Genomic DNA, 25,172 nt, shown 5'->3' with positions numbered 1-25,172 from the left:
CGCCATCGCAGGCAAGCCAGCTCCCACTTTTGATTTGTGAACACCGTCGAATGTGGGAGCTGGCTTGCCTGCGATGGCGCCAGTAGTCATGAGCGGATTCCCGCTCATAACCCGAAAACCATCGGCAGCTTTCCGCTCAAAAAAAACCTCAACCCCCTCTATTCCGGGCCTTCACCCACCTGGCACAGCTTCTGCTATAGCCCAAGCCAGGCAGTGCTCAAGCACGCTCCACAAAAACAATTAGATGAAGGATCCTTCAATGGATAACTCCAACTCCCTGCCTCTGGGGTCGGCGGCTGCGCCGGCAAAAGCGCGCACTACTTCCAGCCGGATCAAATCGATCTTCAGCGGATCGGTCGGCAACATGGTCGAGTGGTACGACTGGTATGTCTACGCCGCCTTCTCGCTGTATTTCGCCAAGGCCTTTTTTCCCAAAGGCGACACCACCGCTCAATTGCTCAACACCGCCGCGATCTTCGCCGTAGGCTTCCTGATGCGCCCGATCGGCGGCTGGCTGATGGGCCTGTATGCCGATAAGGTCGGGCGTAAAAAAGCGCTGATGGCCTCGGTCTACCTGATGTGCTTCGGTTCGCTGCTGATTGCCCTGAGCCCAGGCTACGAAATCATTGGTATCGGTGCACCGATCCTGCTGGTGTTTGCGCGCTTGCTGCAAGGTCTGTCGGTCGGGGGCGAGTACGGTACCTCCGCCACTTACCTCAGCGAAATGGCGACCAAGGAACGTCGTGGTTTCTATTCCAGCTTCCAGTACGTGACCCTGATCTCGGGCCAGCTCATCGCCTTGGCCGTACTGATCGTGCTGCAACAAGTGCTGACCACCGAACAGCTGTACGCCTGGGGCTGGCGCATCCCGTTCGCCATCGGTGCCCTGTGCGCCGTGGTTGCGCTGTACCTGCGTCGCGGCATGGAAGAAACCGAGTCGTTCACCAAGAAGGAAAAAGCCAAGGAAAGCGCGATGCGCACCTTGATGCGCCATCCCAAGGAACTGTTGACCGTGGTCGGCCTGACCATGGGCGGTACCCTGGCCTTCTACACCTACACCACCTACATGCAGAAATATCTGGTGAACACCGTCGGCATGAGCATTTCCGACTCGACCACCATCTCAGCGGCGACACTGTTCCTGTTCATGTGCCTGCAGCCGATCATCGGCGGGCTGTCGGATAAAGTCGGCCGTCGGCCGATCCTGATTGCCTTCGGTATCCTCGGCACGCTGTTCACCGTGCCGATCCTCACCACCCTGCATACCATCCAGAGCTGGTGGGGCGCGTTCTTCCTGATCATGGCCGCGCTGATCATCGTCAGCGGCTATACCTCGATCAACGCGGTGGTGAAAGCCGAGCTGTTCCCGACCGAAATCCGTGCTTTGGGTGTCGGCCTGCCGTATGCCCTGACCGTATCGATCTTCGGCGGCACCGCTGAATACATCGCGCTGTGGTTCAAGAGCATCGGCATGGAAACCGGCTACTACTGGTATGTGACCGCGTGTATCGCGGTGTCGCTGGTGGTGTATATGACCATGAAGGACACGCGCAAGCACTCGCGGATCACCACGGACTAAAAGTTCGAGAGATAAAAACACCCAGCTTGTGTGGGAGCCGGGCTTGCCCGCGATAGCAGCACCTCGATTTTCCAGTTACACCGAGGTGATGCCATCGCAGGCAAGCCAGCTCCCACACAAGCCCGCTCCCACATTGGTTTATGATGTTTGCCCCCAATTGAGCTTGGAACAGGCCATGTCCGACGATATCCACTTCTACGAACCCGCCAACGGCCACGGCCTGCCCCATGACCCATTCAACGCCATCGTCGGTCCCCGGCCGATCGGCTGGATCTCATCGCACGACAGCGAAGGCCGCCTGAACCTGGCGCCATACAGCTTCTTCAATGCGTTCAACTACATTCCGCCGATCATTGGGTTTTCCAGTGTCGGGCGCAAAGACAGCCTGAACAACATCGAACAGACCGGCGAGTTTGTGTGGAACCTGGCCACCCGCCCGCTGGCCGAGCAGATGAACCAGAGCTGCGCGGCAGTATCGCCGCAGGTGAATGAATTCGAGTTGGCCGGCCTGACGCCGGTAGCATCGAGGATCATTGGCGTACCGCGAGTGGGCGAAAGCCCGGTGTCGTTCGAGTGCAAAGTGACGCAAATCATCCAGCTGCAACGTGCCGACAAAGCGCTGGTGCCAAGCTGGCTGGTGCTCGGCGAGGTGGTCGCGGTGCATATTGCCAAGTGGCTGCTCAAGGATGGCATCTACGACACTGCCGCCGCCGAGCCGATCCTGCGTGGCGGCGGCCCGGCGGATTACTTCCAATTGGGGCCTGAAGCGCTGTTCAAGATGTATCGACCAGGCGCCACCCCAAGCTGACTGGAATGCAATAAAAACTGTGGGAGCGGGCTTGCTCGCGAATGCGGTGGTTCAGTTAAAGATGTATTCACTGATACACCGCTTTCGCGAGCAAGTCGAGTCGTCGCACCGCCGCTCCCACATTTATCATCGCCGTCTTTAGGCCCAGGTCAACTGACCCTCTTCGTCCACATCGACCAGACGCTCCAGCTCGACAGCAGCCGCATCATCGGCAGCGGACGCGGTCTTGAACTTCTGACCGTCAAGGATCTTGTGGAACCGTGGTGCACCCATGCCATCCAGGGTCTTGACGGCGACAGCAGCGCTGTAGCCATCCTCCCCCGGCACTACGGCGGAAACGACTTCGTGGTGGGCAAATTGTTTACGTGCCATGTTGCAGGTCCTGGCCAATGGAAAGTCGGCCATTCTAAACCCTAACCGGCGAGTTGCAGGTACTCGCCATAGGCATGGGCGGCGGATGCATCGGTGAACGTTTGGAAGTCCATGCTGCGCACCACCATGTCGTTCAACAGCTCGGTAAAAATCATCAGGGCCGGCGAACTGAAGTAGGCGCTCATCGCCTGCTCGCTGCTCCAGAAACCTGTGACCAACCACACATCAGGGTCGACCTGGGAATGCTGCAACGAGAATTGCAGGCAACCCTGAGCCTGACGGCCCGGTTCGATCAAACTGCTCAAGCGTGCACCGAGTTCGGTGCTGCACCCGGTGCGGGCGCGGATAAAGGCCATATGGCTCGCGGGAATGGGGGTGGGCATGTTCGACTCTCCCGTTGAGAAGTGATGCTCGGCAAGCACTGTGGGGGTGTGCTGCCACAGGATCAACGATAACGGCGCGAGTCGCGGCGCGGTTAGTCGATTCCTGCCGGCTTATTGCACAATCCTGCGAGAAGCGTAGAGAAGACGTTTAGCAGCCGGCTTTATTCCACGGCCAACGCCTTGTTTCAGGGAGATGACAGGCGCAGCGATTGCCTGATTCGCGATAGCTCGCAGGATCAGGCAAGGATTGTGCAGAATCGACGTAACACTGTTTGAAAAGCCACCGCTAAGCTGAACCCATCGAAGTAGCCCGCAGAGGACGCTCCATGCCGTCGCCCGATCCTAAAGCCCTCCCCCTCGACGCCGATCTGGAAAAGCAGCGCGCCGAACTCGCCGGCATCGTGCAACGGCATACCTGGGAGGATGGCTCCTACGGTACGGCCATCACCGCGTTGTTTCTGAACCGCCACAACACACCGCGCGACTTCATGCCGGTGCTGGTCGAGCCTGCCCTGTGCATTCTTGCCAACGGCAGCAAGGAAGTGCGCCTGGCCGACGAGATTTTCGCCTACGATCCGCTCAATTACCTGGTGTTCTCGGTGGCGATGCCGGTGGCCGGGCGGGTCATCGAGGCTACGCCGGAAAACCCCAACCTGTCAGTGCGCATCAATATCGACCCGGCCCAACTCACCGCGCTGATTGCCGAGGCCGGGCCCATGGGCGTGCCGTCGCGCCCGACCTCGCGGGGCATGTACGTCGACCACATCGACCATCAACTGCTCGATGCCGTGTTGCGCCTGGCGCGTTTGCTGGACACACCCAAAGACATCGCCATGCTCGCGCCGCTGATTAACCGCGAGATCCTCTACCGCTTGCTGCGGGGCCCGCAGGGTTACCGGTTGTATGAAATAGCCGTGGCCAACAGCCAGAGCCATCGAGTCAGCCAGGCGATCACATGGTTGAACCGCAACTATGAGCAACCGCTGCGCATTGATGACCTGGCCAAGGAAGTGAACCTGAGCGTCTCGACCTTGCACCACCGCTTCAAGGCGATCACCGCCATGAGCCCGCTGCAGTATCAGAAGCAACTGCGCTTGCAGGAAGCGCGCCGGCTGATGATTGCCGAAGGGTTGGAAGCATCGGCGGCGGGGTATCGGGTGGGGTATGAAAGCCCGTCGCAGTTCAGTCGGGAGTACAGCCGGTTGTTTGGTGCGCCGCCCCTGAGAGACCTGGCCCGATTGCGCCAAAGCATCTAGAGACTACTGTAGGAGCGAGCTTGCTCGCGAAGATCGTTAACGATGACGAGGGAAACCTGGAGGACTGCGGCGCTCTCTGGTTTTTCGCGAGCAAGCTCGCTCCTACAATTAGTCAGCTGGCCTCAGTCCAAGCCGCGCGGCAGTTGCAACGTCACCCGCAACCCACCCTCGCGCAAATTCTGCAAACTCACTTCACCGCCATGGCTATGGGCAATGTTGCGCGCGATTCCCAACCCCAGGCCATAGCCCTGTTGCTGCCCCGCCAGGCGGAAGTGCGGTTCGAACACCTGCTCCAGACGCTGCTCCGGAACCCCAGGGCCCTCGTCATCCACGTGCAGGACGAATTGCGCGCCGTCATCCTCGATGTGCAGATGAGCGTTCTGCCCGTACTTCAATGCATTGTCGATCAGGTTGCCGATGCAACGCTTGAGCGCCAGCGGTTTACCCGGGTATGCGCTCAATGCACGACCGTACTGGGTGACGCGGCCATTGCCATTGGGCGCCACGTAAGGTTCCACCAGGCAGTCGAGCACATGATTGAGGTCCACCGGCTCGATGTTCTCGTGAATATCCGTATCTTTCACGCATTGCAGCGCGCCTTTGACCAGCAACTCCAGCTCATCCAGGTCTCGGCCGAACTTGGTTTGCAGGTTTTCGTCTTCGAGCAGTTCCACGCGCAGGCGCAGGCGGGTGATCGGGGTGCGCAAGTCGTGGGAAATGGCGCTGAACAATTGGCTGCGTTCCGTGAGGTAACGGCTGATGCGCTCTCGCATGGCATTGAACGCACGGCCCACTTCCACCACTTCACTGCCGCCGCCTTCAGCGACCGGTTCCACATCGGCGCCCAGGGACATGTCCCGCGCCGCCCGCGCCAGGCGCTTGAGGGGCCGACTCTGCCAGTGCACCAGCAAACCGATAAACAGCAACAGGAAACCGCTGGTCAGCACAATGAACCACACTTGCTGGGAAGGCAGGCCCTGTTCTTCGAGGCTGGTGTAGGGCTCGGGTAACAGCGAGGCAATATACAGCCATTCGCCAGGCGCGAGTTGGATCTGGGTGACCAGCACCGGCGGGTTCACCGGCTCCAGGGTCAGCGCGTAGTGGGCCCAGGAACGTGGCAGCTCATCGAGCTTCAGTCCGGCATTGAAAATGCGCAGGTCTTCGGCGCTGACAAACTCCACCGAGATAAGCACGTCGGCCCCCAGGGTCTGACGCAGCACTTCGTCCACCACATTGAGCACCGCTTGTTTGCGCGGCGTCTGCGGCAGTATCTCCATGTCCAGCGGCCGGTCGTTCAGGGTGACGACGAAACGCGTGCCGCCCATGCTGCGTAACTGGTCGAGGACCAATGGGCGATACGCCACGGGCAACGAACGGAAGTAACTTACGCTGGCGGTCATCGAATGCGCCAGGCTGCGAGCGCTGGTGACCAGGCCTTCCAGCTGGGTGGCACGCAATTGCGAGACCCAGATGGCGCTGGACAGCGCCTGGGCAAACAACACGGCCAGCAGCGTCAGCAGTAGCATGCGTCCCAGCAACGAGCGCGGCACGGGGAAGCGTCGGTGGCGTTCGGTTACCTGTTCAATGGGCATTGCCGGCAACCACGCTGGCTGCCAGTTGATAACCGCTGCCGCGTACGGTGCGGATCAGCCTCGGTGGTTTTTCGGTGTCGCGCAGGCGCTGGCGCAAGCGGCTGACGGCCATGTCGACGATACGGTCCAGCGGCATCAGGTCGCGACCACGGGTGGCGTTGCCAATGGTGTCGCGGTCGAGGATCTGTTGCGGGTGGTCGAGAAACAATTTGAGCAGGGCAAAGTCGGCACCGGAAAGGATGACTTCCTCACCATCCACATGGAACAGGCGGTGGCTGATCATGTCCAGGCGCCACTCATCAAACACCAGCACGTCGCCACCACTGCTGCGCTCCTGGCCAAACTGGCAACGGCGCAACAACGCCTTGATCCGCGCCTGCAACTCACGCGGGCTGAAGGGCTTGCCGATATAGTCGTCGGCGCCCAGCTCCAGGCCGATCACACGGTCGGCCTCATCGGAGCTGGCGGTGAGCATGATGATCGGTACCTGCGCCTGGCGCGGGTGCTGGCGGATCCAGCGGCAGAGGCTGAAGCCGTCTTCGTCCGGCAGCATCACATCGAGGATGACCAGGTCGCACGGCGCCTCGTTCATCGCCTGGCGGAACCCCGCACCATCCGGCACGCCACGCACCTGAAAACCGGCGCGACTGAGGTAGGTTTGCAGCAATTCGCGGATTTCCTGGTCGTCGTCGACGAGGAGAATCGATTTACTGATTACGCTCACGGGGTCCTCCTTGTTGTTATGGCCAAGCTTAAACCATCTGGCGCCTATAAGGCCGCCTTCGCGAGCAAGCCCGCTCCCACATTCAATCCCATTCCAGCTGGAGAAATACGGTCGAATGTGGGAGCGGGCTTGCTCGCGAAGAGGCCATCAGCCCCTACGCAAATGCCTGCTCAAGCGCCACACCCGCCCCAGTCAGCCCGGAATACGGCGCGGTCACCAGCCACACCGGGATGCCTTTGAAGTAGTCGCTCATGCAGCCTTTGTCGGCAAAGCTTTTGGCAAAACCGCTGGTGATAAAGAAGTCGGCAAACCTCGGAATCACCCCGCCCACGATGTACACACCGCCGCGACCACCGGTGGTCAGCACATTATTGCCCGCCACCCGGCCCAGCCAGATGCTGAACTGGTCCAGCACTTCCATCGCCACCGGGTCGCCGGCCAGGCCCGCGGCCGTGATGGCTTCGGGCGTTTCCAGCACCGGCGCATGGCCGTCGACCGCGCAGATCGCCCGGTAGAGGCGTGGCAACCCGCCACCGCTCAAGGCGGTTTCAGCGCTGACATGCCCGATCTCGCTGTAAATATGCTGCCACAGCTGGGTTTCCCGCGGGCTGCTCAGGGGCAGGTCGACATGCCCGCCCTCCCCCGGCAACGCGGCAAAGCGCCCCGCGCCCAGGTCCAGCAAGGTGCCGACGCCCAAGCCAGTACCCGGGCCGATCACCACGGCCGGCCGCAGGGGTTCCGGCGTACCTTCGCAGACCACGCGGAATTCGTCGGGCTTGAGCTGGGTCATGCCCAGGGCCATGGCCGAGAAATCATTGATCAGCAGCAGTTCATCCACCTGCAACGTCTGGCAAAACGCAGTCTTGCTCAAGCGCCAGTGATTGTTGGTGAATTTAAATTCATCGCCGCTCACCGGCCCCGCCACCGACAGGCAGACAGCGCCGATATCACCGATGTGCAGGCCTTCCTCCCTGAGGTAGACCTTGATCGCGTCCTCGGGGCTTGAATGATCCGCCGTGGCCTGCACTCGGATCGAGTGCAGTGCCTGATCGCGCCACAACGCAAAACGCGCGTTGGTTCCCCCGATATCACCGACCAGCGCTAACTTCACTTAAGCGTCTCCAAGGCACAGGTAAAGGCGCTGGCGCCCTGCTCTGCGGAGCTGGCGGCCAGGCGCATAAATGCAAACAGCTCGCGACCGGCCCCCACGTTATTGCCCAACAGGCCGGTGGCAGGCGTGCGCGCTGCAAATTCTTCGGCGTCCACCTTAAGCTCCAAGGTGCCCTTCACGCCATCCACGCGAATGATATCGCCATCGCGTACCCGCGCCAGTGGCCCGCCGCTCTGGGCTTCGGGGTTGACGTGAATCGCGGCGGGGATCTTACCCGACGCGCCGGACATACGCCCGTCCGTTACCAAGGCGACCTTGAAGCCACGGTCCTGCAAGACGCCGAGGAACGGCGTCATCTTGTGCAATTCCGGCATGCCATTGGAGCGCGGGCCCTGGAAGCGCATCACCGCGACAAAGTCTTTTTCCAGCTGGCCGGCCTTGAACGCATCGGCCAGGTCCTGTTGATCCTGGAACACCACGGCAGGCGCTTCGACGACCTGGTGCTCCGGGGCTACCGCCGACACTTTCATCACGCCGCGCCCCAGGTTGCCTTCCATCACGCGCAAGCCGCCTTCCGGGGAAAACGCACGGGCCACGGGGCGCAGGATGGTTTCGTCGAGGCTTTCGATGGGACCGTCGCGCCAGATCAGCTCGCCGTCGACCAGGAACGGCTCCGCGGTGTAACGGCTCAGGCCCTTGCCGGCCACGGTGTTGACGTCTTCGTGGAGCAGCCCGGCTTCGAGCAACTCGCGGATCAGAAACGACATGCCGCCCGCCGCCTGGAAGTGGTTGATGTCGGCCTTGCCGTTTGGATACACGTGGGACAGGGTCGGCACCACCTCGGAGAGGTCGGCCATGTCGTCCCATGTAAGGATAATGCCCGCCGACATGGCGATGGCGGGCATGTGCAGCGTGTGATTGGTGGAGCCGCCCGTAGCGTTAAGCGCAACGATGGCGTTGACGATGGATTTCTCGTCGACGATCTCGCCGATCGGCGTGAAGTTACCGTTGGCCTTGGTCAGGCGCGTGACCTGGTGCGCGGCTTCGCGGGTCAGCGCATCACGCAGCGGCGTGTAGGGGTTGACGAAGGAGGCACCCGGCAAGTGCAGGCCCATCACTTCCATCAGCAACTGGTTGGTGTTGGCGGTGCCGTAGAACGTACAGGTGCCGGGGCTATGGTAGGACTTCATCTCCGATTCCAGCAGCTCTTCGCGGCTGGCCTTGCCTTCGGCGTAGCGCTGGCGCACGTCGGCCTTCTGCTTGTTGGAAATGCCCGACGGCATCGGCCCGCCCGGTACAAAGATCATCGGCAGGTGGCCGTAGCGCAGCGCGCCCATCATCAGGCCGGGGACGATCTTGTCGCAGATGCCCAGCATCAACGCGGCGTCGAACATGTTGTGGGACAGCGCTACCGCCGTGGACATGGCAATGACTTCACGGCTGAGCAGGCTGAGTTCCATGCCGGGCTCGCCCTGGGTCACACCGTCGCACATGGCCGGGGTGCCGCCGGCGAACTGGCCGACCGAGCCGACTTCGCGCAGGGCTTTCTTTATCTGTTCAGGGAAATGCTCGTACGGCTGATGCGCCGAGAGCATGTCGTTATATGAAGAAACAATTGCCACGTTGGCGGCATTCATCATGCGCAGACTATTTTTATCTTCAGTGCCGCAACCGGCCACGCCGTGGGCGAAGTTGGCGCACTGCAGCTTGCCGCGCATCGGACCGTCGCTGGCTGCGCCGCGAATGAGCGCAAGGTAAGCCTCGCGGGTGGCGCGGCTGCGGGCGATAAGCCGTTCGGTGACCTCAAGGACGCGGGGATGCATGTGTAGAACTCCAGGCTAACGGATGTGGCGACCTGAGTGTCTATGCTGATCAAACGCCCGCAGCACATGGGATGGCAGGGAGTCGTTTGGATCATCGGACCAGTTGATTCAGGTCACTCGTTGTAGATTGAACAAAATATTGCCACTAAAAAGGCTTGTTTTCTATTTTTATGCGAATAATCTTGTAATTCTTACAACAAATCGACGATAGGCGCTTTCCAATGACTCTTCGTATCGCAATCAATGGTTTTGGCCGTATCGGCCGTAATGTCCTGCGCGCACTGTATACCCAAGGCTACCGCCAGGATTTGCAGATCGTCGCCATCAACGATCTGGGCGACAGTTCGATCAATGCCCACCTGCTCAAATACGACACCGTGCATGGCACTTTCGACGCAGAGGTCGCCCACGATCAGGAAAGCCTGACCGTCAATGGTGACCGGATTGCCGTCAGTGCCATTCGCAACCCGGCCGATCTGCCGTGGGCCGCGCACAATATCGACGTGGTGTTCGAATGCACCGGCCTGTTCACCGACCGCGACAAGGCGGCTGCACATATCAGCGCCGGCGCGCGCAAGGTGATCATCTCGGCACCGGCCAAGGGCGCGGACGCCACCGTGGTCTATGGCGTAAACCATGACATTTTGCGTCAATCGCACCAGATCATCTCCAACGCCTCGTGCACCACCAACTGCCTGGCGCCGGTTGCCCAGGTGCTGCACCGCGAGCTGGGCATCGAAAGCGGCCTGATGACCACTATCCACGCCTATACCAACGACCAGAACCTGACCGACGTCTATCACACCGACCCCTACCGTGCGCGTTCGGCCACCCAGAACATGATCCCGAGCAAGACCGGCGCCGCCGAAGCGGTCGGCCTGGTTCTGCCGGAACTGGCGGGCAAGCTGACCGGCATGGCCGTGCGCGTGCCGGTGATCAACGTGTCACTGGTAGACCTTACCGTGCAACTGAAGAAGGAAGCCACGGCAGAGGAAGTCAACGCGCTGCTCAAGGACGCCAGCCAGCATTCGAAAATCCTCGGCTACAACACCCTGCCGCTGGTTTCCAGCGACTTCAACCACAACCCGCTGTCGTCGATTTTCGATGCCAACCACACCAAGGTCAGCGGCAAATTGCTGAAGGTGCTGGCCTGGTACGACAACGAATGGGGCTTCTCCAACCGTATGCTGGATAACTGCCTGGCGCTCTGCAACGCCGAATAATTGGACAGGCAGATCCCCTGTGGGAACTGGCTTGCCTGCGATTGCATCACCTCGGTCTGGCTGAAAGACCGAGTCGTCTGCATCGCGGGCAAGCCCGGCTCCCACAGAAGCTCGATAGCATAGGTTGCATCTCAAAGTGCCACTTGCCATTTCAGTTGATGATAAGCATTATCATTAACTGCAAACCGGTCTGGTATCTCTGTGAGCCAATCTCGCTTCAACCACGTCTTTCTCACCCAACGGGTGATTCTGCTTCGTACCCTGCAGCGCATGGTGAATAACCACAGCACCGCTGAGGACCTGTTGCAGGAAACCTACCTGCGCGTCACCCGGGCCCTGAGCGAGCGGCCGATCGATCACCTTGAACCCTTCGTTTATCAGACCGCGCGCAACCTGGCGCTGGATCATCTGCGCGCGCGCAGGATCCAGGCCCGTACATTGCAGGAAGATGTACCGCTGGATGTCCTGCAAAGCGTCGTCGCTCCCATCAGTACGCCCGAAGATGCCACCCAGGCCGAGCAACTGCTGGAGCACCTGAGCGTCAGCCTCGGCCAGTTGAGCCCGCGTCAGCAGCAGATCTTCATCCTCAGTCGCCTGCACGGCTGCAGCTATCAAGAGATCGCCGACCAGTTGCACGTATCCTTGAGCACCGTGCAAAAGGAACTGAAATTGATCATGGCCATCTGTGTAGGTGTGGCCGAGCGACTGGATCGGCCTTAAGCTGCACTCGACTGAAATGTCGATACAAGCTGTAGGAAACGATGAATAGAACGTGGCGAAGACCCGAGGCACACCGTGACGGACCCGAATAAACTGCGCCCCCATGAGCTGGCTCATGAGGTGTTGCAAGACACGGCTATGGACCAGGCCCTCGATTGGCTGATCGCCTTGCAGTGCCCGCAGCCCGGCCAGCAGGCCGAGTTTGAAGCCTGGCTGGCCGGTGATCCAACCCACGCCCAGGCGTTCGCCAAAGCCCAGGCCGCCTGGGGTGGCGCGCCGGTGCACAGTGCCGCCGTTGCCCTGGCGGCGCCGCGCAAGCCCAGCGCCTGGCGCCGGATCCAGCCGCATTGGAAACCGCTGGCCACGGCCGCCGTGCTGCTGATCGGCCTGTTCAGCTTCAGCAACCTGCCGGTGCGCCTGCAAGCCGACCACCTCACGGTGGTGGGCGAACGCCAGCGCCTGCAACTGGACGATGGCTCCAAGGTGCTGCTGAACACCAACTCGGCGTTCTCCAGCACCATCCAGGACCACCAGCGCATCGCCCGCCTCTACCAGGGCGAAGCGTTCTTCGAAATAGCCCCGGGCCACGGCCTGCCCCTGGAAATCGACGCCGGCCCGGTGCGCGCCAGTGTGCGCGATACCGCCTTTGCCGTGCGCTACCTTGACGGTGAAGCCCAGGTGCAAGTGCAGCGCGGCGATGTCGACCTGAGCAACAACGTGAACGATGCCCGTGTGCGCCTGAGCGCGGGTGAAAGTATCCGCATCGGGCCCAAGGGCTTCGGCCAGCCTGCCAAGCTGGATGCCAACAAAGACCTGGCCTGGGTACAAGGCCGGCTGGTCTTCGAAAACTGCCCGCTGGGCGAAGTGCTCGCCGAGTTGCGGCGCTACTACCCCGGCTGGATCGTCAGCACCAACGACAGGCTCGCCAGCGTGGCCGTCACCGGCAATTACCGGCTCGACCAGCCGCTGGACGTGGTGCGTTCCCTGGCGCACATCACCTCGGCCAAGCTGTCGGAATATCCGGCGCTGGTCATCTTGAACTAAATGAGAATTATTTTTACTCGATAGCGGGCGGCGGTACGTCTCGTCTTAGTCAATGCAACTGATTCCTATTTGGTCAGTGCGCAACTATAAGATTCGTACCCCCGGAGCGCTCTCGATGTCCTCTTGTTTCAACCGCCGGTCTTCTTCGCCCGTCCTGTCCCTGCTGACCGCCGCTATCCTGCTGGCCGGCGTGCCGGTGATGACCGCCAGCGCCGCCGAACCTGCGTCCCGCAGCCACGGCAACTACACCTTCAGCATCGAACAGCAGCCACTGGTTTCGGCGCTCAATGCCTTTACCACGGTAACCGGCTGGCAAGTCGGCCTGCCGGCGGAACTGGGCCAGGGCGTGTCGTCGCCCGGCGTACGCGGCCCGCTGTCGCCGGAAAAAGCCCTGGACCGGCTGTTGGCGGGGACCAACCTGAGCTACCGCAAACTGGGCAATAACAACATCGTCCTGGAAAAGCGCACAGCGGGCAGCACCCTCAACCTGCAACAGGTGACCATCAGCGCCACCCGCAACGAGCAGGACGTGAGCAGCGTACCGAGCACCGTCAGCGTGCAGGAACGCGAAGCGCTCGACCGCCAGAACGTGAATAGCATTCGTGAACTGGTGCGCTATGAACCCAACGTCTCGGTAGGCGGCGCCGGGGGCCGCTCGAGCAATGCGGGCTACAACATTCGCGGCATCGACGGCGACCGCATCCTCACCCAGGTGGATGGCGTGGAAGTGCCGGACAACTTCTTCAACGGCCCGTATGCCAAGACCCGCCGCAACTACGTCGACCCGGAAATCGTCAAGCGCGTGGAGATCCTGCGCGGCCCGGCGTCGGCGCTGTACGGCAGCAGCGCCATCGGCGGCGCCGTCAGCTATTTCACCCTCGACCCGGATGACATCATCAAGCCCGGCCAAGACTACGGCGCCCGCCTGAAGACCGGCTACAGCTCCGCCGACGAGAGCTGGCTGACCTCCGGCACCGTCGCCGGTCGTGTACAGGACTTCGACGGCTTGCTGCACCTGAGCCAGCGCAATGGCCACGAAATGGAGTCCTACGACGGCAACAACGCCACCGGCCTGGCGCGCACCGGCGCCAACCCGGAAGAGGCACGCACCACCAACGTGTTGGCCAAGCTGGGTTGGAACTACGGCGATGACAATCGCCTTGGGCTGACGTACGAGAAGTACAAGGATGATCGTGACGTCAACCTGAAAAGCGCCGTGGGCGGGCCTTTCACCGGCGGGCGCGGCTTCAACTTCTACCGTGCGCGGTCCGGCAACGACACCATCACCCGCGAGCGTTTCGGTATCGAAAACCGCTTCGCCCTGGACTCGCCGATTGCCGATCAGATCAAGACCAGCCTCAACTACCAGATCGCCAAGACCGACCAGTCCACCGCCGAAATCTACCAGCCGTCTCGCCGTGTCCTGCGCACCCGCGAAACCCTGTATGAAGAAAAACAGTGGGTCTTCGATGCCCAACTGGACAAGGCCTTCAACATCGGCGATACCGATCACCAGGTGACTTACGGCACCACCCTCAAGCAGCAGAAAGTCACCGGCTCCCGCGAAGGCGCCGCCACCTGCCTGGCCGTCGGCAGCGGTTGCACGGCCATCGGCGCACCCAGCCCATCGGCCGGTGACAGCGTGAGGAAGGCCAGCGATTTCCCGGATCCGACCATCAACACTTACTCGCTGTTCGCACAGGACCAGATCGCCTGGGGCAAATGGACATTCCTGCCCGCCGTGCGCTACGACTACACCCAACTCAAGCCCAAGTTGACCGAAGAGTTCCTCAACACCGTCGACCCGACGCGGATCTACGCCCACAGTGATAAGGAAAAAACCTGGCACCGTGTAACGCCCAAATTCGGACTGACCTATGCGTTGACCGATCACTACACCTGGTTTGGCCAGTACGCTGAAGGCTTCCGCACCCCTTCGGCCAAAACCTTGTACGGGCGCTTTGAGAACCTGCAGCAGGGCTACACCGTGGAACCCAACCCGGACCTCAAGCCGGAAAGCAGCAAGGGCGTGGAAACCGGGATTCGCGGCAACTTCGATTCCGGTTCGTTTGATATAGCCGTGTTCTACAACAAATACCGCAACTTTATCGACGAGGACGCCTCCGTCGCCGGCGGTACCTCACAGCAATTCGAAGCCAACAATATCAGGCACGCCACCATCAAGGGGATCGAAGCCAAAGGGCGCCTGGACCTTGACGCGTTCGGCGCGCCGCAAGGCCTGTACAGCCAGGGTTCGATTGGCTACACCTATGGCCGCAACGACGACAATGGCGAGGCGCTCAACAGCGTCAACCCGCTCAAGGGCGTATTCGGCCTGGGCTACGACCAGGACAACTACGGTGGCCTGCTGAGCTGGACCTTGGTAAAAAAACAGAATCGCGTCGACAGCACCACCTTCCATGCGCCTGACGGCAGCACCACGGGTCCGTTCAAGACCCCGGGCTTCGGCGTTCTCGACCTGAACGCCTTCTACAAAGTCACCAACGATGTGACCGTCAACGGCGGCCTCTACAACCTGACCGACAAAAAGTATTGGAACTGGGACGACGTGCGCAGCTACGACGGCGTCGGCGAAGCCGGTGTGACCTCGCCGGCCAACCTCGACCGCTTGACCCAGCCGGGGCGCCACTTCGCGATCAACGTGATCTGGGACATCTAAGCCGCCCCACTCACCTCGTCGAAATCTCATCGGCGAGGTGAGGTTTTTTTACTGTGCCGCGTCTTCTTGTTCGTCTAGTTGATAACAGCTCTCTTTCGGGCACCCAGGCGCTTCCCTTCTCAAGGACTTTTCCATGACCGCTTCCCCTACCGCAGAACGCGCAAGCCTACGCTCCCAGCGCCTGAACCAGATCACCCATGAGCCACACACCAAACTCGACGCATTAGTCAAAGCCCACGCCCCCTTCGAAACCCAGGCCAACTTCGCGCGCTTCGTCGTGGCGCAGTACCTGTTCCAGTCGGAACTGGTAGCGCTTTACAACGATGACGAGCTGAACCAGATCGTGCCGGACCTGGCCGAGCGCTGCCGCGCCGAAGCCGCCAGGCTGGACCTGGCCGACCTGGACACCGACGTGCCGGCACCGGTCGCCGGTGCCGTGAAGCACCCCGGCAAGGCCGAAGCCCTGGGCTGGCTGTTCGTGTCGGAAGGTTCCAAACTGGGCGCAGCGTTCCTGATCAAGCGCGCCGTAGGCCTGGGCCTGAGCGAAACCTTCGGTGCCCGCCACCTGGGCGAGCCGGCGGGTGGTCGCGCCGAAGGCTGGAAACGCTTCACCCGCACCCTCGACGCCCTGGAATTCAGCGCCGAGGAAGAGGCCGCAGCGGAAAAAGGCGCGATCGACGCGTTTGTACGCTTCACCGTATTGCTGGAACAGGCGTACGCTAGCGCGCCCGAGCTGGCCTGACCCTTGGTTGGAATGCGATAAAAAATGTGGGAGCGGCGGTGCGACTTGCTCGCGAATACGGCCTGTAGTGAGCGGGCTTGCCCCGCGCTGGGCTGCGAAGCGGCCCAATAAAAACACCGCCGTCCTTTCAGGTAGAACCGAGCTGCCTGGTTGGGGCCGCTTCGCAGCCCAGCGCGGGGCAAGCCCGCTCACTACACACTGCATTCGCGAGCAAGCCCGCTCCCACACTAGATCTCATTTCATAATTGATTTTCTGTGATACCCCGACCTATCTATGACCGGCAACCTCCAACCTACCTCAAAAATCGCACAGCTCCTCTTCGGCCTGCTGGCCTACGTCAGCCTGGGCATCGGGCTGGTGGCGATTGTCATACCGGGTTTACCCACCACCGAGTTCATCCTGCTGGCCGCCTGGGCCGCCACCAAAAGCTCGCCACGCCTGAGCGCCTGGCTGGAAAACCACCGGCTGTTCGGGCCGATCCTGTCCAACTGGCGCAATGGCAGGATCATCGCCCGCCGGGCCAAGGTCAGCGCCACGCTGAGCATGCTGCTGTGCGCCATCCTGATGCTGGTAATGCTCGACCACGGCTGGCCGATCTACCTGGCGATTGCCGGGATGAGCCTGGGCAACCTGTGGATCTGGTCACGCCCGGAACGGCTTGCAGCGCCCGTATAACGCTGCGTGTAGCGTTTTCCTACCGCTCATCGCCTGCCTCTCATGAATCGATTTAAGACGCCGATGTTTCAGGTAAGGCGTCGAATGGACTTGGCCCTGCCTGCATCTCCACACGTCCATTCGCGAGTGACCTATGTTCGACACCCTCTCCATCCGCCTGAAAATCGTGCTGCTGTCCGGGCTGTGCCTGTTGGGTGTGATCGCGCTGATCATCAGCATCAACCTGTACGAAACCAATCAGAACGACCGTCTGATCAGTAATTCAAGCTCGCGAATGCTCACCAGCAGTGTGGAGAACCTGCTGCAATCCAAAGCCGCCGAACAAGCGGTGCAACTACAGAAGACCTTTGGCGAAAACCTGCTGGTGGTGACCGCTCTTGCCGATCAAGTCAAGGACTTGCGCAACCTGGCCGCCAAGCGCTCGCTGGAACCGGGCGCCCTGCGTGAAGAACTCAACCAGAGCCTTGAGACCACCTTTGAACGCAACAGCAAAGTGCTGGGCGTCTGGCTGTCATTCGAGCCCAACGGCCTGGATGGCAAGGACAGCGAATTCATCGACGACAAGGCTCGCGCGTCCAACGAAAAAGGCCGCTTCTCCAGCTACTGGAGCCGCGCCGGCGGCCAAGGCCAGAACACCATCATGGTCGAAGACGACCTGACCAAGACCACCCTCAACCTTAGCGGTACGCCCTACAACATCTGGTACACCTGCCCACGGGACACGCGCAGCGTTTGTTTGCTCGACCCGTACGAAGACACGGTGGGCGGCACGCCGGTACTGATGACGACTATTTCCTTGCCATTGATCGTGGACGGCAAGGTTATCGGTGTGGTCGGTCTCGATATTGCCCTGAACAGTCTGCAAGCCCTCACCGATGCCGCGCAAAAAACCTTGTTCGACGGCGCCACGCACCTGGAGATCATCTCCAGCACCGGCCTGATTGCCGCCTACAGCGGTGAGCCGGCCAAAGTGGGCAAGAACCTGATCGACACCCTGGGCGCCGAAGGCAAGGAAATCGTGCAACTGCTGGCCAGTAACGCTCAGGTCAACCGTGAACAAGGCGATACGATTCGTGCCGTTTATTCGGTCAAGCCCATCGCCGATGCAAAAGCCTGGGGCGTGGTGATCAAACTGCCCAAGCATGTGATGCTCGCCGATGCCTTGAAGCTGCAAGGCCTGCTCGACGAAGCCCAAGCCAGCGGCACTCTGAAGGCCTTGCTGGTGGGCGCCGGCGCAGGCTTGCTTGGCTTATTGCTGATCTGGCTGACCGCCACCGGCGTGACCCGCCCCATCAACAGCGTGGCGGCCATGCTCAAGGACATCGCCAGCGGCGACGGCGACCTTACCCAGCGCCTGGCCTACACCAAAAAGGATGAACTGGGCGAACTGGTCAACTGGTTCAACCGCTTCCTCGACAAGCTGCAACCGACCATCGCGCAGATCAAGCAAAGCATCACCGAAGCCCGTGGCACCGCTGACCAGTCATCGGCCATCGCGCGCCAAACCAGCGAAGGCATGCAAGTGCAGTTCCGCGAAATCGACCAGGTGGCCACCGCCTCCAATGAAATGAGCGCCACCGCGCACGATGTGGCCAACAGCGCCTCCAACGCCGCCAGCGCGGCACGCGGTGCCGACCAGTCGGCGCGTGAAGGCATGTCGATCATCGAGAAAAGCACCCGCGACATCACCACCCTGGCCGAAGAAGTCAGCAAGGCCGTGGGCGAAGTCGAAGCCCTGGCGGTCAACAGCGAGCAGATCGGCTCAGTGCTGGAAGTGATCCGCAGCATTGCCGAGCAGACCAACCTGCTGGCGCTCAACGCCGCCATCGAAGCAGCGCGCGCCGGAGAAAGTGGGCGAGGATTTGCCGTGGTTGCCGACGAAGTGCGCAACCTGGCCAAGCGTACTCAGGATTCGGTGGAGGAAATTCGGCTGGTAATCGAACGCATCCAGAGCGGCACGCGAGGCGTGGTGGCAACCATGCATTCGAGCCAGAGCCAGGCCCAGAGCAACGCCGGACAGATCCACCAAGCGGTGCAGGCCCTGGGCAAGATCAGCGAGGCCGTCACCGTGATCAGCGACATGAACCTGCAGATCGCCAGCGCCGCCGAGCAACAGAGCGCGGTAGCCGAAGAGGTCAACCGCAACGTCTCGGCGATCCGCACCGTGACCGAAACGCTCACTGGCCAAGCCACCGAGTCGGCGGCCATCAGCAGCCAACTCAATGCATTGGCCAGCCAGCAAATGAAGTTGATGGATCAGTTCAAGGTATAAACCGATCCCTCGGACACCAGAGATCCCCTGTGGGAGCCGGGCTTGCCCGCGATGCAGACGACTCGGTTTCCCTGAGGGTCCGAGTCGAGACTATCGCAGGCAAGCCAGCTCCCCCAGGATTGTGGTGGTTTAAACGCCGGGCCAGGCTTGTACGAAGGGCGCCAAGTCTTCTTTTGGCGCCGTACGCGGCGGGTTCTGCGGCGTGCCCAGGTAGAGGAAGCCAATCACTTCCTCGCCCGCCGTGAGCCCCAGGCCCTTGGCGACGTGGGCCGAATAGGACAATTCGCCGGTGCGCCACACCGCGCCAATCCCCTGTGCATAAGCCGCCAACAGGATGCCATGGGCAGCGCAGGCGGCGGCCAGCAGTTGCTCGGATTTCGGCACCTTGAAATGCTCCTGCAGACGGGCAATCACCACCACCACCAGCGGCGCGCGCAACGGGCCGTTCTGCGCCTTATCGATGGCCGCTTGCGGTGCGTCCGCATCCTGCAGGCGGGCCGCTTCGGCCAGCAGCATGCCCATCTGCTCGCGGGCAGCGCCTTCAACCGTGAGGAAGCGCCAAGGGCGCAATTGCCCGTGGTCGGGCGCACGCATGGCCGCGGCGAACAGCACGTCGCGCTGCTCCTGGGTCGGTGCCGGTTCCAGCAAGCGCGGCACGGAAACACGGTTGAGCAAAGCGTCGAGAGCCTGCATTGGCCACCTCCAGAGAAAAATGTGCGGTCATTCTAGCGGGAACGGATCGGATTCGACCAAACGATAATTGCTCTTATTCATTGCGCCCCGCCCTGTTAAACTTTGTGCCCTCATTTTGTGTCTTCGCTCGGGAAACTCGATGTTCCGTTCGCTTTTTCGCCTGTACGCAGCACTGCTGGCCTTGAGCCTGGCTGCCTGCGATGACGCACCTCGCTTCACCCAGGCCGAACCCGGTGAATCGCGAGCGGGCGGCGCCGCGACGGTGAACAAGCGCGACCAGAACGCGTTTTCCCTGCCTTCGGCCAACCTGTCGCCCACGCGTCGTCTGGATTTCAGCGTCGGCAATAGCTTCTTTCGCAGCCCCTGGGTGATCGCGCCGTCCACCACCACAGCGCGTGACGGCCTGGGACCGCTGTTCAACACCAATGCCTGCCAGAACTGCCATATAAAAGACGGTCGTGGCCACCCGCCGTTACCCGACGCACCCAATGCGGTGTCGATGCTGGTGCGCCTGTCGATCCCACTGTCTACCCAGGATCCGCCGGACTATGCGCGCCTCATCGAACAGACCGGCGTGGTGCCCGAACCGGTCTATGGCGGGCAACTGCAGGACATGGCGGTGCCCGGCGTCGCGCCCGAAGGCAAGGTGCGGGTCGATTACACCCCGGTCAACGTCACGTTCAAGGACGGCACGGTGGTGGAGTTGCGCAAGCCAGACCTGCAGATCACCCAGCTCAGCTACGGCCCGATGCACCCGGACACACGCTTTTCGGCACGCATCGCCCCGCCGATGATCGGCCTGGGTTTGCTCGAAGCCATCAGCGACGCCGATATCCTGCGCAACACCGACCCGAAGACCGCCGCCAAGGGCGCCATCGTCGGCCGCGCCAACCAGGTGTGGGATGACGCCCAGCAGAAAACCGTGCTGGGGCGTTTCGGCTGGAAAGCCGGTCAGCCCAACCTCAATCAACAAAATGTTCACGCGTTTTCTGGTGATATGGGCCTCACCACATCTCTCAGGCCATTTGATGACTGCACCGCCACCCAGGTCGCCTGCAAACAGGCGCCCAACGGCAATGGCCCGGAGGGCGAGCCGGAAGTCAGCGACAATATCCTGCGCCTGGTGCTGTTCTATACGCGCAACCTCGCCGTGCCGGTGCGCCGTGACGTCGACTCGCCGCAGGTGCTGGCCGGTAAGAACCTGTTCTATCAAGCGGGCTGCCAGGGCTGCCATACGCCGTCGTTCACCACGTCCGCCTCTGCCGCCGAACCTGAACTGGCCAACCAGGTGATCCGCCCCTACACCGACCTGCTGTTGCACGACATGGGCCCGGGCCTCGCCGACAACCGCACCGAATTCAAGGCCGGTGGCCGCGACTGGCGCACGCCGCCGTTGTGGGGCATCGGCCTGACGCAGACCGTCAGTGGCCACACCCAGTTCCTGCATGATGGCCGCGCCCGCAACCTGCTCGAAGCCGTGCTGTGGCATGGCGGTGAAGCACAGGCGGCGCAGCAGCATGTGTTGTCCTTCAATGCCGAGCAACGCGCTGCGTTGCTGGCGTTCCTGAATGCTTTATAAGCTTTGCCCCACTTACAGAAGGGAGCTCGACATGTTCCGTCCCAAGTTGTTGTTCACCAGCCTTGCCGCCCTTGCCCTGGGCGCCTGCTCGCCCCAGGACCCGCAAGCGGTGACCTCGGCGGCCATCGCCAAGCAAGTAATCCTGCCAACCTACAGCCGTTGGGTCGAAGCCGACCGCCAACTGGCCGTCAGCGCCCTCGCCTATTGCCAGGGCAAGGAAAGCCTGGACACCGCCCGCGCCGACTTCCTGCATGCGCAGAAAGCCTGGGCCGAGCTGCAACCGCTGTTGATCGGCCCGCTGGCTGAAGGCAACCGTGCGTGGCAGGTACAGTTCTGGCCAGACAAGAAGAACCTGGTCGGCCGCCAGGTCGAGCAACTGGTCGCCAGCCAGCCACAGATCGATGGCGCGGCCCTGGCCAAGTCCAGCGTCGTGGTGCAAGGCCTGTCGGCCTACGAGTACATTCTCTACGACGCCAAGACCGACCTCGCCGACGACGCCCAGAAAGCCCGTTACTGCCCGCTGCTGGTGGCCATCGGCGAGCGTCAGAAGGCCCTCGCCGAAGAGATCCTGGCCAGTTGGAACAGCACCGACGGCATGTTGGCGCAGATGACCAAGTTTCCGAACCAGCGCTACGCCGACTCCCACGAAGCCATCGCCGATCTGCTACGCGTCCAGGTGACCGCCCTGGACACCCTGAAGAAAAAGCTCGGCACGCCTATGGGTCGCCAGACCAAGGGCATTGCGCAGCCGTTCCAGGCCGACGCATGGCGCAGCCAGTCGTCCCTGCAGAGCCTCGAGGCCAGCCTCGCCGCCGCTCAGACCGTGTGGGTCGGGGTCGACAACAAAGGTTTGCGCGGCCTGTTGCCGTCCGAGCAGAAGCCGCTGGCCGACAAGATCGACGCCGCCTATGCCGCCTCCTTGAAACTGTTCGCCAGCAACCAGCGCACCCTCAATGAACTGCTGGCCGACGACGCCGGGCGTCAACAGCTCAACGACCTCTACGACAGCCTCAACGTTGTCCACCGCCTGCACGAAGGCGAACTGGCCAAGGCGCTGGGCATCCAACTGGGCTTTAACGCCAACGACGGTGACTGATGATGCTCAGGCGACAGGTTTTGGCCGTTGGCAGCGTGCTGCTCAGCGCGCTCACGTTGGGTGGCTGGACGCTATTCAAAGGTAAGTCCGCGGGCCCGCTGCTGCTGTCGGCGCGCGATGACGCAGACGGCAAGCACTACGCCGTGGGTTATCGCCTGGACGGTAAACAAGTGTTCGCCACCCAGGTCGGCCAGCGTTGCCACGACATCATCAACCACCCGACACTGCCGATTGCGCTGTTCGTCGCCCGTCGCCCGGGCACCGAGAGTTACCTGGTCGACCTGCGCAATGGCGCGCTGCTGCAAACCATCACCTCCAACGCCAATCGCCACTTCTACGGCCACGCGGTCATCCACAAGAGCGGTGACTGGCTGTATGCCACCGAAAACGACACCTCCGACCCCGGCCGTGGGCTGCTCGGCGTGTACCGGTTCGAAGGCGAGCGACTGGTGCACAGCGGCGAAATCTCCACCCACGGCATCGGCCCGCATCAAGTGTCGTGGATGCCCGATGGCGAAACCCTGGTGGTGGCCAACGGCGGCATACGTACCGAAGCCGAAAGCCGCGTGGAGATGAACCTCGACGCCATGGAACCGAGCCTGGTATTGATGCACCGCGATGGCAGCCTGATCAGCAAGGAAACCCTGGCCCAGCAGATGAACAGCGTGCGCCATATGGGGATCGCCAGCGATGGCACCATCCTCACCGGCCAGCAGTTCATGGGACCGTCCCAGGAGCGCTCGGAGTTGCTGGCGATCAAACGTCCGGGCCAGCCTTTCGCGGCCTTCCCGGTGGCCGATGAACAATTGCAGGCCATGGGGCATTACACCGCCAGCGTTGCCGTGCACAGCGAACTGCGCCTGGTGGCGTTGACTGCGCCACGGGGCAACCGTTTCTTCATCTGGGACATGGACAGTGGCGCGCTACGCCTGGATGCTCCCTTACCCGACTGCGCCGGCGTGGGTGCAGTGGACGATGGGTTTGTCGTGACATCAGGCCAGGGCCGTTGCCGCTTCTACGATTGCCGCCAGAAACAGTTGGCAGCCAAACCGCTGGAGTTGCCGGCTGGGCTCTGGGACAACCATCTGCACCTGGTCTAAACCTCGCACAAAAAAAGGGCCTCGCATCGCAAGGCCCTTTCCTGGGGGTTTGAATCGTTTCAACTCTGCGGCCTCATACCCTGAGACATGCCGAACATGAACAGCAACAGGTCATGATCAGGCTTGACCGCCACACTCGCCTTGGCAACGCGCGGCAGCGGGCATTGCTCGCCACTGTGCGTTGCACTGAGCACCTGTGTGCGAGGCTGTTCCCAGGCCGCCAGCGCCACGGCTGCAACGCCCAGCGCCCCGACCAGAAACAAACCTCGTGCTATTTCTAGCTTCATCTGCTTAAACCCTTGATAGCGCTGCCAAACGCCGTCTCGTAAAAGTAGCTGAGTTTTTGCCAGTCGGTATCGCTCCACGACGAATGGCGGCGCAATTGCAGCATGTCATGGGACGCTGCCCGATAAGCGGTCAGGCGCTGGCGGCATTTCTCGAAATCCAGCAGCGCCACTTGAACGCTGGCCGTGTCACCTTCGCCGGTCACCCGTACGAAAATATGCTTGATGTACAGGCAACCATGCTGCCAGCGGCCTTTGTGCATGCGCGCCAGGGTGCCGGCCAATTCCTTGAGCACACGCTCGTGTACCTCTTCACCGTAGCGCTCACGGCCGCCGGCGGCGTACCAGTTTTCAATTTCGTCGAAGCCGTCGAGGGCGGCTGTCACCAGCAGTGCCTGCCAGCGGTGCTCAGGGTCGCGACGCGCTTCGCAGAACACCATCTCCGGGACGCGCACTTCCAACAGGCGCAGGCCTTTGATGGCGTCGCGCTCGCGCAGCACGGTGGGGCGCCCGAAGGGGTGCAGCCAACTGCGGTAGATATGCCCGGTCTGGCGCTTGCTGTAGAGCAAGCGTCCATTGGCGCTGATTACGCGCTGCACGCCACTTTCACCACCCCGCCGGCGGTTGGGTTCTTCAACCCACTCGCCTTGCTGGCGCCAGAAATAATCGAATCTCTCTTCGGGAGCTACGTGACTGCCTGCTACGCACTCAACTGCCATCGTGTTACCTCTTGCGCAATACATACACCCGCCACATGGCATACAGCGGTATGAAGTCCAGGGACTCCTGAACACGAAAACCGGCTTCCTCGAATTCTGCTTCGACAGTAGCAGCCGGTAACACAAATCTGTTTTGGTAACCTTCCTGCTCACCCTTCTTGCGACGCTGCCCTTCGAGACGCTTGCGCTTCCAGGCTTTGAAATTGCCATCGACCCACAGCGAAATGATCACGCTGTCACGGGTAACGCGCTGAAACTCCCGCAATATCGCCAGCCGGTGCGCCGGGTCACCAATGTGGTGCAACAGGCGCATACAAAAAATGCTGTCGACCGAGTTATCCGGCAACTCGATATCAAACGCAGATGTCTGCAAGGGTCGTACCCGTTTCACCACTTCGGCGGGCTGGGCGACCGACGCGACCTTCAACATGGATGCAGAGTTATCGGCACCGATAATCACACGGTTGGGTTTTTCAGCCAGCAGCGGCCAGAAACGCCCGGCTCCGCACGGCAGGTCAAGCACCAGGCCGGGCTCACCCGCCATCGCCAGCGCGCCACGGGCCAATTGCTCGTCGCGCTTGTGGGACAACCGGCGCGCCAGATTGTCCTGATGCTTGAGCAAATATTCGTGGGCGTGCTCGTCGTCGTACTTGTCGGAAAATTCAAGTTTGATCGGGGTCGACATCTTGCAGATCT

At 61.6% G+C, this 25,172-nt stretch carries 23 protein-coding genes and 1 pseudogene; 14 read left to right on the top strand and 10 right to left on the bottom strand.

Going from position 1 to position 25,172, the window contains the following annotated elements; genetic code table 11:
• Positions 1-259: 259 nt before the first annotated feature.
• Both ACLH0H_RS14795 and ACLH0H_RS14790 read left to right on the top strand, forming a co-directional pair.
• A complete protein-coding gene (locus tag ACLH0H_RS14795; RefSeq protein ID WP_411378592.1) occupies positions 260-1,579 on the top strand; it encodes an MFS transporter in 1,320 nt (439 codons plus the stop codon).
• A gap of 175 nt (positions 1,580-1,754) precedes the next feature.
• Positions 1,755-2,387 carry a flavin reductase family protein gene (locus ACLH0H_RS14790; RefSeq protein ID WP_411378591.1) on the top strand — a complete coding sequence of 211 codons (633 nt, stop codon included), beginning with the start codon at positions 1,755-1,757 and terminating at the stop codon, positions 2,385-2,387.
• A gap of 138 nt (positions 2,388-2,525) precedes the next feature.
• Here the strand turns inward: ACLH0H_RS14790 and ACLH0H_RS14785 are convergent, their stop codons facing one another.
• The gene (locus tag ACLH0H_RS14785) at positions 2,526-2,759 is read right to left on the bottom strand and encodes a hypothetical protein (protein ID WP_411378590.1); all 234 of its coding nucleotides are present in this window, start codon (positions 2,757-2,759) and stop codon (positions 2,526-2,528) included.
• A gap of 41 nt (positions 2,760-2,800) precedes the next feature.
• Positions 2,801-3,142 carry an antibiotic biosynthesis monooxygenase family protein gene (locus ACLH0H_RS14780; RefSeq protein WP_411378589.1) on the bottom strand — a complete coding sequence of 114 codons (342 nt, stop codon included), beginning with the start codon at positions 3,140-3,142 and terminating at the stop codon, positions 2,801-2,803.
• Positions 3,143-3,468: 326 nt separating this feature from the next.
• Between ACLH0H_RS14780 and ACLH0H_RS14775 the strand changes: the two genes are divergently transcribed.
• Entirely contained in the window at positions 3,469-4,398 is a 930-nt protein-coding gene (locus ACLH0H_RS14775) for an AraC family transcriptional regulator N-terminal domain-containing protein (protein WP_411378588.1), read from the top strand.
• Positions 4,399-4,520: 122 nt separating this feature from the next.
• On the opposite strand, the gene ACLH0H_RS14770 is transcribed toward ACLH0H_RS14775, so the two are convergent.
• From ACLH0H_RS14770 to edd, 4 genes are all read right to left on the bottom strand, one after another.
• Positions 4,521-5,948 (bottom strand): ATP-binding protein, encoded by a 1,428-nt coding sequence (locus tag ACLH0H_RS14770; protein ID WP_411382413.1) that lies wholly within the window; start codon positions 5,946-5,948, stop codon positions 4,521-4,523.
• 31 nt (positions 5,949-5,979) lie between these two features.
• Positions 5,980-6,714 carry a response regulator gene (locus ACLH0H_RS14765; protein ID WP_015885655.1) on the bottom strand — a complete coding sequence of 245 codons (735 nt, stop codon included), beginning with the start codon at positions 6,712-6,714 and terminating at the stop codon, positions 5,980-5,982.
• Between the two features lie 154 nt (positions 6,715-6,868).
• Complete coding sequence (locus ACLH0H_RS14760; RefSeq protein WP_411378587.1) at positions 6,869-7,825, bottom strand: glucokinase; 957 nt, start codon at positions 7,823-7,825, stop codon at positions 6,869-6,871.
• Positions 7,822-9,648 carry a phosphogluconate dehydratase gene (edd, locus tag ACLH0H_RS14755; protein ID WP_411378586.1) on the bottom strand — a complete coding sequence of 609 codons (1,827 nt, stop codon included), beginning with the start codon at positions 9,646-9,648 and terminating at the stop codon, positions 7,822-7,824. Before edd ends, ACLH0H_RS14760 begins: the two co-directional genes overlap by 4 nt.
• Before the next feature lie 221 nt (positions 9,649-9,869).
• Here edd and gap point away from each other — a divergent pair, with 221 nt between their 5' ends.
• The 8 genes and pseudogenes from gap (at position 9,870) to ACLH0H_RS14715 (ending at position 19,005) form a co-directional block, all read left to right on the top strand.
• The gene (gene gap, locus ACLH0H_RS14750; protein WP_076949794.1) at positions 9,870-10,871 is read left to right on the top strand and encodes a type I glyceraldehyde-3-phosphate dehydrogenase; all 1,002 of its coding nucleotides are present in this window, start codon (positions 9,870-9,872) and stop codon (positions 10,869-10,871) included.
• 201 nt (positions 10,872-11,072) lie between these two features.
• Positions 11,073-11,591: an RNA polymerase sigma factor gene (locus ACLH0H_RS14745; protein ID WP_076949795.1), complete on the top strand. Its 519-nt coding sequence runs from the start codon at positions 11,073-11,075 to the stop codon at positions 11,589-11,591.
• Positions 11,592-11,666: 75 nt separating this feature from the next.
• Positions 11,667-12,635: a FecR family protein gene (locus tag ACLH0H_RS14740; protein ID WP_411378585.1), complete on the top strand. Its 969-nt coding sequence runs from the start codon at positions 11,667-11,669 to the stop codon at positions 12,633-12,635.
• Between the two features lie 115 nt (positions 12,636-12,750).
• Entirely contained in the window at positions 12,751-15,315 is a 2,565-nt protein-coding gene (locus ACLH0H_RS14735; RefSeq protein ID WP_411378584.1) for a TonB-dependent receptor, read from the top strand.
• A 133-nt stretch (positions 15,316-15,448) separates the two neighbouring features.
• Entirely contained in the window at positions 15,449-16,057 is a 609-nt protein-coding gene (locus ACLH0H_RS14730) for a biliverdin-producing heme oxygenase (RefSeq protein WP_411378583.1), read from the top strand.
• A gap of 274 nt (positions 16,058-16,331) precedes the next feature.
• The gene (locus ACLH0H_RS14725) at positions 16,332-16,733 is read left to right on the top strand and encodes a YbaN family protein (RefSeq protein ID WP_411378582.1); all 402 of its coding nucleotides are present in this window, start codon (positions 16,332-16,334) and stop codon (positions 16,731-16,733) included.
• Between the two features lie 133 nt (positions 16,734-16,866).
• Positions 16,867-18,147: pseudogene (locus ACLH0H_RS14720) on the top strand (HAMP domain-containing protein); the annotation flags it as partial.
• Between the two features lie 102 nt (positions 18,148-18,249).
• The gene (locus tag ACLH0H_RS14715; protein WP_411382412.1) at positions 18,250-19,005 is read left to right on the top strand and encodes a methyl-accepting chemotaxis protein; all 756 of its coding nucleotides are present in this window, start codon (positions 18,250-18,252) and stop codon (positions 19,003-19,005) included.
• A gap of 129 nt (positions 19,006-19,134) precedes the next feature.
• On the opposite strand, the gene ACLH0H_RS14710 is transcribed toward ACLH0H_RS14715, so the two are convergent.
• Complete coding sequence (locus ACLH0H_RS14710) at positions 19,135-19,698, bottom strand: NAD(P)H nitroreductase (protein WP_411378581.1); 564 nt, start codon at positions 19,696-19,698, stop codon at positions 19,135-19,137.
• Between the two features lie 139 nt (positions 19,699-19,837).
• Between ACLH0H_RS14710 and ACLH0H_RS14705 the strand changes: the two genes are divergently transcribed.
• From ACLH0H_RS14705 to ACLH0H_RS14695, 3 genes are read left to right on the top strand one after another with little or no spacing between them, the layout of a single operon-like run.
• Positions 19,838-21,277, top strand: coding sequence for a di-heme oxidoredictase family protein (locus ACLH0H_RS14705; protein ID WP_411378580.1), 1,440 nt, complete (start codon positions 19,838-19,840; stop codon positions 21,275-21,277).
• A gap of 31 nt (positions 21,278-21,308) precedes the next feature.
• Positions 21,309-22,373: an imelysin family protein gene (locus ACLH0H_RS14700; protein ID WP_186690471.1), complete on the top strand. Its 1,065-nt coding sequence runs from the start codon at positions 21,309-21,311 to the stop codon at positions 22,371-22,373.
• Positions 22,374-22,375: 2 nt separating this feature from the next.
• Positions 22,376-23,473 (top strand): DUF1513 domain-containing protein, encoded by a 1,098-nt coding sequence (locus ACLH0H_RS14695; RefSeq protein WP_411382411.1) that lies wholly within the window; start codon positions 22,376-22,378, stop codon positions 23,471-23,473.
• 59 nt (positions 23,474-23,532) lie between these two features.
• On the opposite strand, the gene ACLH0H_RS14690 is transcribed toward ACLH0H_RS14695, so the two are convergent.
• The 3 genes from ACLH0H_RS14690 to ACLH0H_RS14680 are packed head-to-tail and all read right to left on the bottom strand — an operon-like array spanning position 23,533 to position 25,161.
• On the bottom strand, positions 23,533-23,760 hold the full coding sequence (locus tag ACLH0H_RS14690; RefSeq protein WP_076949806.1) for a hypothetical protein: 228 nt from the start codon (positions 23,758-23,760) through the stop codon (positions 23,533-23,535).
• The gene (locus ACLH0H_RS14685) at positions 23,757-24,476 is read right to left on the bottom strand and encodes a lipopolysaccharide kinase InaA family protein (protein WP_411378579.1); all 720 of its coding nucleotides are present in this window, start codon (positions 24,474-24,476) and stop codon (positions 23,757-23,759) included. The genes ACLH0H_RS14690 and ACLH0H_RS14685 overlap by 4 nt, the downstream gene beginning before the upstream one ends.
• Positions 24,477-24,480: 4 nt before the next feature.
• Positions 24,481-25,161 carry a class I SAM-dependent methyltransferase gene (locus ACLH0H_RS14680; protein ID WP_076949808.1) on the bottom strand — a complete coding sequence of 227 codons (681 nt, stop codon included), beginning with the start codon at positions 25,159-25,161 and terminating at the stop codon, positions 24,481-24,483.
• Between the last annotated feature and the right edge of the window lie 11 nt (positions 25,162-25,172).

This window comes from Pseudomonas sp. MPB26 (assembly GCF_046605355.1).
GTDB lineage: Bacteria > Pseudomonadota > Gammaproteobacteria > Pseudomonadales > Pseudomonadaceae > Aquipseudomonas > Aquipseudomonas cedrina.
The sequence above is the reverse complement of the archived record's forward strand: the minus strand, read 5'-3'. Positions and strand labels throughout refer to the sequence as shown.

Coding starts and splice junctions, on each gene's coding strand:
- ACLH0H_RS14730 (WP_411378583.1), top strand. CDS start 15,449: ATGACCGCTTCCCCTACCGCAGAACGCGCAAGCCTACGCTCCCAGCGC.
- ACLH0H_RS14690 (WP_076949806.1), bottom strand. CDS start 23,760: ATGAAGCTAGAAATAGCACGAGGTTTGTTTCTGGTCGGGGCGCTGGGC.
- ACLH0H_RS14700 (WP_186690471.1), top strand. CDS start 21,309: ATGTTCCGTCCCAAGTTGTTGTTCACCAGCCTTGCCGCCCTTGCCCTG.
- ACLH0H_RS14790 (WP_411378591.1), top strand. CDS start 1,755: ATGTCCGACGATATCCACTTCTACGAACCCGCCAACGGCCACGGCCTG.
- gap (WP_076949794.1), top strand. CDS start 9,870: ATGACTCTTCGTATCGCAATCAATGGTTTTGGCCGTATCGGCCGTAAT.
- ACLH0H_RS14680 (WP_076949808.1), bottom strand. CDS start 25,161: ATGTCGACCCCGATCAAACTTGAATTTTCCGACAAGTACGACGACGAG.
- ACLH0H_RS14780 (WP_411378589.1), bottom strand. CDS start 3,142: ATGCCCACCCCCATTCCCGCGAGCCATATGGCCTTTATCCGCGCCCGC.
- ACLH0H_RS14710 (WP_411378581.1), bottom strand. CDS start 19,698: ATGCAGGCTCTCGACGCTTTGCTCAACCGTGTTTCCGTGCCGCGCTTG.
- ACLH0H_RS14695 (WP_411382411.1), top strand. CDS start 22,376: ATGCTCAGGCGACAGGTTTTGGCCGTTGGCAGCGTGCTGCTCAGCGCG.
- ACLH0H_RS14685 (WP_411378579.1), bottom strand. CDS start 24,476: ATGGCAGTTGAGTGCGTAGCAGGCAGTCACGTAGCTCCCGAAGAGAGA.
- ACLH0H_RS14775 (WP_411378588.1), top strand. CDS start 3,469: ATGCCGTCGCCCGATCCTAAAGCCCTCCCCCTCGACGCCGATCTGGAA.
- ACLH0H_RS14785 (WP_411378590.1), bottom strand. CDS start 2,759: ATGGCACGTAAACAATTTGCCCACCACGAAGTCGTTTCCGCCGTAGTG.
- ACLH0H_RS14705 (WP_411378580.1), top strand. CDS start 19,838: ATGTTCCGTTCGCTTTTTCGCCTGTACGCAGCACTGCTGGCCTTGAGC.
- ACLH0H_RS14715 (WP_411382412.1), top strand. CDS start 18,250: ATGCAAGTGCAGTTCCGCGAAATCGACCAGGTGGCCACCGCCTCCAAT.
- edd (WP_411378586.1), bottom strand. CDS start 9,648: ATGCATCCCCGCGTCCTTGAGGTCACCGAACGGCTTATCGCCCGCAGC.
- ACLH0H_RS14725 (WP_411378582.1), top strand. CDS start 16,332: ATGACCGGCAACCTCCAACCTACCTCAAAAATCGCACAGCTCCTCTTC.
- ACLH0H_RS14735 (WP_411378584.1), top strand. CDS start 12,751: ATGTCCTCTTGTTTCAACCGCCGGTCTTCTTCGCCCGTCCTGTCCCTG.
- ACLH0H_RS14795 (WP_411378592.1), top strand. CDS start 260: ATGGATAACTCCAACTCCCTGCCTCTGGGGTCGGCGGCTGCGCCGGCA.